The sequence below is a fragment of the Dermacoccus sp. UBA1591 genome, assembly GCF_002322065.1.
GTDB lineage: Bacteria > Actinomycetota > Actinomycetes > Actinomycetales > Dermatophilaceae > Dermacoccus > Dermacoccus nishinomiyaensis.
This window is the reverse complement of the sequence record NZ_DCNR01000095.1, coordinates 3,282-14,278: the sequence shown is the minus strand read 5'-3', so window position 1 is coordinate 14,278 and position 10,997 is coordinate 3,282. Positions and strand designations below refer to the sequence as shown.

The 10,997-nt window shown below is 71.0% G+C and carries 11 protein-coding genes; 6 read left to right on the top strand and 5 right to left on the bottom strand.

The genetic code is table 11. The annotated features are described in order from the left end of the window. A partial coding sequence (locus B2284_RS10505; RefSeq protein WP_286697460.1) for a helicase-associated domain-containing protein occupies positions 1–1,862 on the bottom strand: 1,862 nt, incomplete at its 3' end. Positions 1,863–2,135: 273 nt separating this feature from the next. Continuing rightward, complete coding sequence (locus B2284_RS10500) at positions 2,136–3,215, bottom strand: aldose 1-epimerase family protein (RefSeq protein WP_165584154.1); 1,080 nt, start codon at positions 3,213–3,215, stop codon at positions 2,136–2,138. Here B2284_RS10500 and menD point away from each other — a divergent pair. From menD to B2284_RS10485, 3 genes are all read left to right on the top strand, one after another. Next, positions 3,214–5,061, top strand: a complete 1,848-nt coding sequence (gene menD, locus B2284_RS10495) for a 2-succinyl-5-enolpyruvyl-6-hydroxy-3-cyclohexene-1-carboxylic-acid synthase (RefSeq protein WP_286697459.1) — start codon at positions 3,214–3,216, stop codon at positions 5,059–5,061. The genes B2284_RS10500 and menD overlap by 2 nt on opposite strands. 121 nt (positions 5,062–5,182) lie before the next feature. Then, complete coding sequence (locus B2284_RS10490; protein ID WP_165584156.1) at positions 5,183–5,365, top strand: hypothetical protein; 183 nt, start codon at positions 5,183–5,185, stop codon at positions 5,363–5,365. Between the two features lie 78 nt (positions 5,366–5,443). Beyond that, the gene (locus tag B2284_RS10485) at positions 5,444–5,617 is read left to right on the top strand and encodes a hypothetical protein (RefSeq protein WP_165584157.1); all 174 of its coding nucleotides are present in this window, start codon (positions 5,444–5,446) and stop codon (positions 5,615–5,617) included. Between the two features lie 22 nt (positions 5,618–5,639). Here the strand turns inward: B2284_RS10485 and B2284_RS10480 are convergent, their stop codons facing one another. From B2284_RS10480 to B2284_RS10470, 3 genes are all read right to left on the bottom strand, one after another. Continuing rightward, a complete protein-coding gene (locus B2284_RS10480) occupies positions 5,640–6,071 on the bottom strand; it encodes a hypothetical protein (RefSeq protein ID WP_286697458.1) in 432 nt (143 codons plus the stop codon). A gap of 322 nt (positions 6,072–6,393) precedes the next feature. Next, a complete protein-coding gene (locus B2284_RS10475; RefSeq protein WP_165584159.1) occupies positions 6,394–6,855 on the bottom strand; it encodes a flavodoxin family protein in 462 nt (153 codons plus the stop codon). Positions 6,856–7,041: 186 nt separating this feature from the next. After that, positions 7,042–8,328, bottom strand: coding sequence for an isochorismate synthase (locus B2284_RS10470; RefSeq protein WP_136788547.1), 1,287 nt, complete (start codon positions 8,326–8,328; stop codon positions 7,042–7,044). 138 nt (positions 8,329–8,466) lie between these two features. On the opposite strand from B2284_RS10470, the gene B2284_RS10465 reads away from it, so the two are divergent. The 3 genes from B2284_RS10465 to B2284_RS10455 all read left to right on the top strand — a co-directional run. Beyond that, entirely contained in the window at positions 8,467–9,213 is a 747-nt protein-coding gene (locus B2284_RS10465; protein ID WP_051805652.1) for a demethylmenaquinone methyltransferase, read from the top strand. Next, positions 9,210–10,532 carry a geranylgeranyl reductase family protein gene (locus tag B2284_RS10460; RefSeq protein ID WP_286697457.1) on the top strand — a complete coding sequence of 441 codons (1,323 nt, stop codon included), beginning with the start codon at positions 9,210–9,212 and terminating at the stop codon, positions 10,530–10,532. The genes B2284_RS10465 and B2284_RS10460 overlap by 4 nt, the downstream gene beginning before the upstream one ends. Positions 10,533–10,554: 22 nt before the next feature. Next, positions 10,555–10,997, top strand: a 443-nt coding sequence (locus B2284_RS10455; protein ID WP_286697456.1) for a polyprenyl synthetase family protein, incomplete at its 3' end; no start/stop codon positions are given.

Sequence of the window (10,997 nt, the reverse complement as noted above, 5' to 3'; positions counted from 1 at the left end):
TCGGAGGTCTCGGCGACAGGCGCGTGACGATGCTCGCGCAGGACGTCGAGCAGCGTCGCCGCAGGCGTCGGGGAGACGCAGACGGTGGGTGCGATGCGGCGCAGCTGCAGCGACGCGAGGCCCGTGTCGGCGACGAGCGCGTCGAGGGCGGCCTCGTCATCGCTGCGCACGTACGAACTGACCGACCCGACGCGCACGTGGCCGTGGCGGCGCGCGACGTCGCCGAGCAGGTATTCGAGAGCCTGCGGGATCGGCGTCATGCTGTGGCGACGCAGCAACTCGAGCGCCTCCGCCGAGGAGACCCCGTGGTCGAGCAGGCGACGCAGACTCGCGTCGCTGAAGCGGAAAACCGTTGCACCACCGCGGGATTCGACGTCGGCGGCGCGACGCATGAACGTGGCGGCCTCTTCCGCCAGCGGGCCGGGTGCGATGGCGGTGAGGTCGCCCTGGAGCATGACCTGATCGACCGGCTCCGGGAGCGCGGTCGACATGGCGGTCGTCACGGCCTCGACATCCGCGGCGGACGACGGGTCGGCCGCGAGCAGCGCACGCCCGGCGCTGGTGAGCGCGCCCCGGCCGAGGACGCCGAGCCATGCCGCTTCGCGCAGGACGACATCAGCGTGGGTGGGCGCCCCGGCAGGCAGGCGGAGTGGTCGGCGCCAACGCAGCAGCGCTTCGACGTCGTCGATCGTGGGGGCGCTGCCCGCCGGGAGGGCGGCGAGGACGTCGAGCACGTCCCGGCGGCGGGCCCGCATGAGCGGCCACGCGGCGTCCTTGCCGAGGACGTTGACGAGCGTCCCGTCGACGCTCTGACCCGCGAGGCCGGGGGCGCGGACGGTGTCACGCCACGCCAGAGCGAGGGCCGTCCAGCGTCGCGCCGGGCTCCAGGTCGTCCATTCGTCGTACAGATCGGTCGGTCGCCACGTCGCGTCGATCTCTCCGTCGGAGGCGAACAGGCCTGCGGCGTGGCCGATCTCGAGGACGAAGGCGGTCAGTTCGCTCGACGCATCGAGCCTCGCGGCGAGACGACGGTGATCGCGGACGGACAGACCACCGGTGCGCAGGACGCGCGGCGCCTCCTCATCCCAGGCGGCGGCGACATCGTCGAGTCGCCACAGCAGATCGAGCACCTCCCCGGCGGCAGCCGTGTCGGCGTCGGCCTGGTCGACGTGACGTGGCTCGGGTTGTGGCGGCGCCCACGGTTCGCGCGACAGCCGGCCGCCGCGCAGGGCGAGGCCCACCTCGCGCGGGATGACGGCGTCGTCACCGTCGAGGGCGACCATGAGCCCGGCTCGGACGAGTTCGTCACGGACGGCGCGCAGGGCGGGCGTCGTGAAGGAGGCGCGGGCGCTGCCCCAGCGCAGTTGCTCGATGACGGCGCGCGCGCGATCGGTGAGACGTGCTTCGGCGTCGGCGACCTCGTCGGGGGTGGTCATGGGCGAGAGCGCGAGGGTGCTCGGATGTGTCACCAGCTCGGCGGTCGAACGTCCCAATCCTGCTGGGTGCGTGAGGATCTCACCGACCGCGCGAGCCGTTCGCCAGCCGTCGGAAGCGCGCCAGACGAGCGCCTTCGCCCAGAGCTCCCGGATCCCCTGTTCGACGGCCTTCTTCGACGCGCCGAGCGCGGCCGCGGCGCCGTCGGCACCGACGACGAGGAGGGCTTCGACGAGGCGCAGCGCGCCGCCGTCGAGATGTTCGAGCGCACGCTGGACGCTGGCGCGCGTTGAGGCGCGAGCCGCGAGGGAAGTGATGTCCGCCGGCGCCGGTCGCGAGAGGTCGGGGCGCGCGAGCAGGAGGGCCGCGAGCTCGTCGTCGCTGCGGGCCCTCAGATCATCGGCAAAACTGCGCGCGGCTCTGGGCACCCGCACCACGGTAGTCGGCGGCGCGGCCGGGGGCACCTCGACGTCCGGTGAAGACGTCTGTGACGAGACGGCAGAGCGCACCATGGACGTCGGCTGGGTGGGCGGGGGCTCGAGTGCGCGGTATGACGGCCTGCGGAATATGAGCGAAATTCGCACATGCGGACAGGAATCGCGGATGCGGACGTGGATCGCGAAGGCGGACAGGAATCGCCGATGTGGATCGCGGATGGGGACGGGTGGGGCCGGCGTTGTGAGGGTTGGGGTCGTGGGGGGTCAGTGGCGTGAGGAGATGCCGAAGGAGGCCGTCCACGTTCGGCCGGGGTGCAGCACCATGAGGCCCTCGCCCGTGTTGAACGCATTGGCGGGGCACGTCATCGGCTCCACGGCCAAGCCCGAGCGTCGGTTCTTCGGCTCCGGCAACCCGTCGCCCGTGAACAGCTGCAGGTAGCCGAACTCGCGCGCATCGGCCCACAACGTCGTCACCCGGGACGACGTGCTGACGCTGACCTCCCAGCGTGCGGCGTCGTTGCTCGACGCCGCGGCTCCGTCAGCCCGTGGCGCCGCGTCAGCAGGCCGCGAGGGCATTCCGCTGCCCGGGCGGGCTCCGATACCGGTGAAGCACGTGTCAAGGGTGACGCCGCGCAATGATGCGCTTTCGGTGAAGTCGATCGAGGCTGGTTCACGCCCCACCGGGATGAGCCGCTCGTCGACGGTCAGGGCTTCGTCTAGGGGGGCGGTCAGCGTCACGTCGTCGAGTGAGCTCTCACCTGCCGTCAGATAGGGGTGCATGCCGAACCCGAACGGGCATGGCGTGTCGGAGAGGTTCGTGGCGCGCGGCGTGATCGTCAGGCCGTCGGGGCCGAGCACGTACGTCATCTCGAATCGCACCGTCCACGCCCATCCCGGCTGCGGGTGCAGCGTGACGCCGACGGTGACGCGATGCGTCGCGTGCTCCACGAGCTGCCACGGTTGCCAGCGCACCAGCCCGTGGGCGGCGTTGGCGTGCTCCGGTTCGGTCAGCGGCAGCAGGTTCGTGTCGCCGTCGAACGCGTAGCGCCCGCCTGCGATGCGGTTCGGCCACGGCGCGAGGACGTGCCCGCGGGCCGCGTCGGCCATGGTGTCCTCGGCGTATCCGTGGACGATGTCCTCGCCGTCGTGGCGCAGCGCCCGCAACCCGCCGCCGACCTCGACGATCGTCGCCTCGTACCCGGATGCCCGGATGTGCCATTGCGTGCCGCTGGGAGGGGTGGGCTGCTCGTCGTTCGTCACGCCCACAGCGTAGGGAACGGGCGCGTCGTTGGGGTTGTCGGCGCCATGCGCCAAGATGGTGAGCGTGAATCCTTCGACTGCCATGGCAAGCGTGATCATCGACGAACTCGTGCGGCTCGGCGTCAAGGACGTGGTGCTCTCGCCCGGTTCGCGTTCGGCGCCGCTCGCGTACGCGGTGGCCGCGGCCGACAAGGCTGGACGGCTGCGTCTGCACGTGCGCGTCGACGAACGTTCGGCCGGGTTCCTCGCCCTCGGTCTCGCGAAGATCTCGCGCAACCCGGTGCCCGTCATCACGACGAGCGGCACGGCCGTCGCAAACCTTCACCCGGCTGTCCTCGAAGCGCATCACGCGCAGGTGCCGCTCATCATCATGAGCGCCGACCGCCCCGCAGAACTGCGCGACACGGGCGCCAACCAGACGACCGACCAGGTCAAGATCTTCGGCTCCGCGACGCGGTGGTTTCACGAGTTCGCGACGCCGAGCGAGCGCGCTGGGCAGAACACGGTGTGGCGCTCGGTCGTCGGTCGCGCGTTCGCCCACGCGACGGGCGTGCCGACGGGCGACGTCGGGCCGGTGCACCTCAACCTGCCGTTCCGCGAGCCGCTGACGCCCGCCGTCGCCGACCTCGCGATGGCCGGAGCCGTTGCGGGCGCGGGGGCGATCGTGGCGAGGGATACGAGCGCGACGTCCGATGAGGACGCCCGGGCTGATGACGCCCCCTCAGCGACGGCACCCGTGTGGCCCGAAAGCCTCGAGGGGCGGGATCGCGGGCGCCCCTGGATGCAGTTGCGTGCTCCGGCATCGACGGTCACCGTCGCGCCCGGCCCGGGCATCGCACCGGTGCCGCGTACGCTCGTCCTGCTCGGTGATCTGCCCGATCCGAAGCTGGCCGCCGAGGTCGCCGAACTCGCCGACGCGGCGGGCTGGCCCGTCATCGCCGAGCCGTTCGGCGATTACCACCGCGGGCGCGCCATGCCGCACGGTTCGCTCATCCTCGCCGCCCATGACTGGCTCGACGAGCACCTGCCCGAGCGTGTTCTCGTCGCCGGACGCATGACGCTCTCGCGCGACGTCGCGAAGCTGCTGCGTCACCCCGAGGTGACCGTCGAGGTCATCACGGCCTCGACGTCGTGGGCCGACCCGTCGCACGTCGTGCAGCGCGTGCACGAGTGGGCCGCCATCGCGCGCTCGCACGAACTCGTCGCGGCGTGCGCGGACCGTCGGTGGTCGAGCAGTTGGCGCATCGCAGGGCAGCGTCTCGCGCAGCGCATCGGGCCGCTCGTCGCGCGGTCGTGGCCGTCTGGCCTGGCCGCGACGTCGACGCTCGTGCAGCACGTGCCGGCCGGGTCGGCGCTGCTCATCGGGTCGTCGAACACGGCGCGTGACCTCGATCTCGGTCGCAACCCGCAGCGCATCGCGCGTCGGGTCTGCTCCGTCGCGAACCGCGGGTTGTCGGGCATCGACGGGGTGGTCTCGACCGCCGTCGGCATCGCGCTGTCGCACGACGGCCCGAGTTTTGCACTCATGGGCGACCTGACGTTCCTGCACGACAGCAACGGCCTGCTCATCGGCCCCGGCGAGCCGCGCCCCGACCTGACGATCGTCGTCATCAACGACGACGGCGGCGGCATCTTCGGCACGCTCGAGCAGGGGCGCAGCGAACTCGCCGAGCACTTCGAGCGCGTCTTCGGCACGCCGACGAACGCCGACCTCGCGCTCGTGTGCGAGGCCCGCGGTGTCGGGTATTCGCTCGTCGGGTCGCGTGACGAACTCATCGAGCGCGTCAGCGACCCGGCGCCCGGGCTGAACGTCATCGAGGTGCGCATCGAGCGTCACCTCGAGCGTCAGGCCCGCCACGACCTTTTCGCGGCCGCCATCGACGCCGTCGCCGACGCCGGTGAGATGGACGCGCGCTACGAACGTCGTTGACGCGCCCCACCCTCAGGTATGGTGCGCGCCCGCGTCATCTCGGCAAGAGTGGCAGGAGGCGACGCCCGCCCGGGCGCCGCAGCCCACATGGTGGCGCGCTACACGATGAAGGAGAGACGACATGACGGTTGCGACCGACGCAGTGTTCGAGATGCCGGAGGACGGCGACAACGACGGTGAGCGTCTGAGCGAGCAGGACGCCTCCAACATCGACACCGCCGACGCCGGCGGCGAGGCCGACACGGTGGACGAGGACAACGTCCCGCACTCCGGCCTCGACGGTGACAAACTGCAGGAGAACTGATCGCGCTGCCCGGCCGCCCGCGAGGTTGCGGGCGCCCGGGCATGATGCGCGAGACGACGACATGAGGAGATGACGAGCATGGCACTGTCCGACTTCATAGAGCAGCTCAAGGCGCGCCTGAGCGGCGCGTCCGACAGGACCGGAGAGACGGCTCAGAACGCGACCGACAAGGCTGGTTCGATCGACGAAGGTGACCCCACGCGCACCATCGTCAGCAACGACCCGGGAACGCCGACGGACCACGCCGTCTGAACCGCGTCGTCTGAATCACGCCTCACGCGGGGGCCGAGCAGGCCCCGGTGAAGGTCACGTCAGCCTCGTCATGCACCACGTGCGTGGCGGGGCCGTTCGCCACTTCGATGTCGTAGCCGGTCAGGTGGGACGGGCGACCATTCGAGGTCACGCGAACCTCGATGATCGCCTGATGCCCGGGCAAGATTTCTTGTCGGTGCGCGACGGCGGGAAGTGACGCAAACCCGACGCTCATGGGCGTCTCGGGATCGAGGCTGCCTTCGGCAGGCCCCGCGTCGATGACGGCGAAATCGCGCACGTCGACACGCGACGATCCAGCGCTCGGCGTGATGGCGATGATTCGGGCCGTGTGCCGATCCGTGTTGGCGATGACACCGCTCGGGAAGGCCTTCGGTTCGGACGCGCCGCAGGCCCCGATCGCGAAGGCGACGTTGCCTCCATCGGTGCGGCGCACGTCCTTCGGCCCGCCGAAGGCCGCGACGAGGGCCAGGGCGGTACGCAACGCGACGGCAATGGCCGTCCAGGTGAGCGCGGGGTTCGGTTCCCCCTGCCGGGGGCGGAACGCTGACATCGGTGTGACCGCTCCGCTTCACCACACGATGAGCGCGACCTCACCCTATGTGTTGCACCGCCCACCGAGGGTACTTCCGGGGCGATCGGGGCTGCCTGATGTCGGGTGGCCGGTTGTCGCGCGTCACGATCGAGTGGCCCGGCGCCGCGCCGGCATGGTCACGCGTGTGAGCTCACCAGCCCAGCGGAGACGGCGAGGTGGATGCTCAGTCCAACAGGTGTGCCGCGACGGTGGCTCCGAACTCGCGGGCAGCGGCGAGGTCGTCATCACCCACGTCGCCGAGACGTTCGAAGGGCTCGGCGACGAGGCGCAGTTCGAGGCCCGTCGTGATGGCGTCGAGAGCGCGGCGCGCGCCCGTCGCGTCGCTGCGTCCGTGCACCCAGTAGCTGAACGGGCGCCTGCGGACGTGCCCCTGCAGCGCGTCGTACGTCGAGTCGAAACTGTGCTTGAGTGCGCCGGAGAGGTAGCCGAAGTTGACCGGTGTGCCGAACAAGTACGCATCGGCGTCGAGGTAGGCCCGCGGGTCGGTCGCCTCCAGCGCTTCGATCGGGACGACCTCGACGAGTCCGTCGAAGAACTCCGGGTCGCTCGCCCCCGCGATCACTGCATCGCGCAGGGACACCGTGGCCAGGGTCGGTGCGTGGCTGATGACGAGAAGACGCTTCATCTGATCGACGCTACCGCCCGGCCGCCGAGCGTGGAACCAGCCGTCCCGCGCGGAGCTGAAGTACCGCATGGCAGGGTTGTGGCCCTCATCTCGCACCGTGAGGGCTGAAAGTCGGCATGGCGGGATCGCAGCTCCGAACGCGCACAAGAACCGGAGCGACGTCGCCAAACCTGCCCTCCTCGCGCGTCAGTCGTCGCGCAACGCCTCGCGCATGGGTGAGAGCTTGGCGACGGATTCGGCGACCTCGCTCACCGGATCGGACCCGGCGACGATGCCGCACCCGGCGAACAGCCTGATGCGGCAGGGGTTCTCGATGTCGATCTGGCCGCTGCGCAGCGCGATGCCCCACTCGCCGTCGCCGGCGGCGTCGATCCAGCCGACGGGCCCGGCGTAGCGTCCGCGGTCCATGTGTTCGAGCTCGTCGATGACGAGCGCTGCCTCGTTCGTCGGCGTCCCGCACACCGCAGCCGACGGGTGCAGCGACGCCGCGAGCGTCAGCGACGACGCACCCCCGGCGAGCGCGCCGGAGACGTCCGTGGCCAGGTGCAGCACGTTCGGCAGATTGAGCACGAACGGCGCGTCGGGCACGTTCATCGACGAGCAGTGCGGCCGCAGCGCCGCCTCGACGGAGCGGACGGCGTACTCGTGCTCCTCGAGGTCCTTCGAACTGCGCGCGAGGCTCGCGGCGAGCGCCAGATCCTGCTCCTCGCTGGAGGCGCCGGCCCCGGCGCGACGGATCGTCCCGGCGAGGACGCGTGAGGTGACGAGCCCCTTCTCCGAGCGTACGAGCAGCTCCGGCGTCGCGCCGACGAGACCGTCGACGGCGAACGCCCACGTGTCGCGGTAACGCGCCGCCAGACGCGTCAGCAGCCAGCGTGGGTCGATGTCGGCGTCCGCGACGTGGATCTCGTCACGCGCGAGCACGACCTTCTCGATGCGCCCCGTGCGGATCATCTCGATGGCGTCGCTCACGGCGCTGCGCCACTGCGCGGGCGTCAGCGCGCCGTCACGGGCCTCGACGCCCGTCGGTGCCAGCGCCGGCGTGACGTCGGGCAGGCGGTCGCTCGTGCGGTTGATCGTCGTGAGCCACGCTCGCCCGCCGCGGCGCCCGACGACCATCTCGGGCACGACGAGCGCCGAACCCTCGTCGGAGGAGTTGCGGAAACTGAACGAGCCGAACGCGACGAGTCCACTGCCGGGCAGGGCGACCTCGTCCTCGACGTCGGCTGCCGCGACGAGCGCATCCCACCACGACTCGGCGTCGGCGAATCGCTCGTCACCGCTCGTCGCGATCGACGCGGCGCGCCCCCACGCGACGAGACCCTCACCGCGGCGCACCCACGACATGACGTCCTCGGCCGGGCGGCCCGCCGGAACGAGCGAGACGAGATCGCCCGGGTCGGCGAGCTCCTGGGTGCGCACCCGCAGGTGCGGCGTGCGCGCGGCGTCGGCGGGCGATGGGGAAAGGCTCACGAGACACCAGCCTAACCCCGTGCCGCAGAGGGCTCGGTGGCGCGAGGCGCCGCCGTCAGCGACGCGTGATGACGCCCCGCGCGCCTGCTCATTCAGGTGGCCGCGAGGGCACGCGCGCGCGAGTGCGAGAATGGCCCCATGAATCGTGCTGGCCTGGACAAGCGACCCAGCGATGTCGCGCGCATGTTCGACGACGTCGCGGCGCGCTACGACATCATGAACGACCTGCTCTCCCTCGGCCAGGACCGTCGCTGGCGCAAGCAGGTGCTGACGGCGCTCGATCCCAAGCCGGGCGAGATCGTGCTCGACATCGCCGCAGGCACGGGCACCTCGTCGGAGCCCTTCGACGCCGCGGGCGCCCACGTCGTGCCCGCCGACTTCAGCCTCGGCATGCTGCGCGAGGGCAAGAAGCGCCGCGCCGACCTCGGATTCACCGCCGCCGACGCGACGAAGCTGCCGTTCGCCGATGCCTCGTTCGACGCCGTCACGATGAGCTTCGGCCTGCGCAACGTCGTCGACGTCACGGGCGCGCTCGCCGAGTTCGCGCGCGTGACGAAGCCCGGCGGGCGCCTGCTGATCTGCGAGTTCAGCCACCCGACGAACGGGCCGTTCCGCCGCGTCTACACCGAGTACCTCATGCAGGCGCTGCCGCCCGTCGCGCGCGCCGTCAGCTCGAACCCGGAGAGCTACGTCTACCTCGCCGAGTCGATCCAGAGCTGGCCCGCGCAGCGTGAGCTCGCCGAGCAGATCAAGACGGCAGGCTGGGCCGACGTCGAGTGGCGCAACCTCACCGGCGGCATCGTCGCGCTGCACCGCGCGGTCAAGCCCGCGGCGAAGAATGCGCCGAAGAACCAGCAGACGAAGAAGAAGGGCGGCGCGGCGTGAGCGACGCCGTCAGCACTAGCCCCCAGGCAACCACCGAGAGCGCCGACGTCATCGTCGTCGGTGCCGGCCCGGGTGGGTCGACCATGGCCGCGTACCTCGCGCAGGCCGGCCTCGAGGTCCTGCTGCTCGAGAAGACCCGTTTCCCGCGCGAGAAGGTGTGTGGTGACGGGTTGACGCCGCGCGCCGTCAAGGAGATCGACGCGCTCGGCATCCCCACGCCCGAGGGCGAGGGGTGGATCCGCAACAAGGGGCTGCGCCTCGTCGGGCGTGGCATGCGTCTGCAGGTCGACTGGCCCGACGAGGGAGCCTTCCCCGCCTACGGTCTCGTGCGCACGCGCCAGGACTTCGACGACATCCTCGCCCAGCACGCCGTCGCCCAGGGCGCCCGGTTGCTGCAGGGCGTCAACGTCACGGCGCCCATCGTCGAGAACGGCCGCGTTGCCGGCGTCGAGGCGAAGCTGCTCGGCGAGGACGGGCGTGCTACCGGCGAGAAGGCGACGTACCGTGCCCCGCTCGTCGTCGCCTGCGACGGCAACTCGAGCCGCCTGGCGCTCGCCGTCGGCCGCGAGAAGCGCGAGGACCGGCCGATGGGCGTCGCCGTCCGTGCCTATTACACGAGCCCGCGCACGCACGACGACTACCTCGAGAGCTGGCTCGAACTGCCGTCGATGAACGAGCGCGGCGAGAAGATCCTGCTGCCCGGCTACGGGTGGATCTTCGGCGTCGGGGACGGCACGAGCAACGTCGGCCTCGGCATCCTCAACACCTCGAAGGCGTTCGGCAAGACCGACTACCGCGAGGTCATGCGCCGCTGGGTCGCGACGATGCCGCCCGAGTGGACGTTCGGCGACGCGACGATGGTCGGCGACATCCGCGGAGCGGCGCTGCCGATGGGCTTCAACCGCACCCCGCACTACGCCGACGGCCTCATGCTCGTCGGCGACTCCGGCGGCATGGTCAATCCGTTCAACGGTGAGGGCATCGCGTACGCGATGGAGGCCGCGCGCCTCGGTTCGAGCGTCGTCGCGGACGCGTTCGGCGCCGCGAAGAACGGCGGCGACGTCGCCCGGGAACGCATCCTCGCCACCTACCCCAACGTCATGAAGCAGGCCCTCGGCGGCTACTTCACGCTCGGTCGCCACTTCGCCACGATGATCGGTAATCCGCAGATCATGAAGCTCGCCGTCACGTACGGTTTGCCGCGCGAGGACCTGATGAAGATCATCGTCAAGGTGATGGCGAACCTCGCCGACCCGGGCGGCAAGAGCGCCACCGATCGCCTGTACACCGTGCTGACCCGCCTCGCGCCCAACGCGTGAACGGCCCAGGAAGAGTTGAACCATGAGTGCTGAATCCGCGCGCACCCCGAGCGCCCAGTCGGTCGCGTCCGCGATCGTCCCGGACGCCTCGGCGGAGCTGAGCGACCGCCTCGTCGACGGGTTGGAGCGCGTCAACGCACGCCTCGACGTCATCGTCGACCACGACAGCCCGCTCGTGCGTGAGGCCAGCCACCACCTCGTGGACGCCGGCGGCAAGCGTTTCCGCCCGATGCTGACGTTGCTCACCTCGATGCTCGGCACCGGCATCAGCGACGAGGTCGTCGACGCGGCGGCCGGCGTCGAGCTGACGCACCTCGCCTCGCTGTACCACGACGACGTCATGGACGAGGCCGACATCCGCCGCGGTGTGCCGAGCGCCAACGCGGTCTACGGCAACTCGACGGCCATCCTCATCGGCGACCTGCTCTTCGGCAAGGCCTCCGAACTCATCGCCCACCTCGGCCC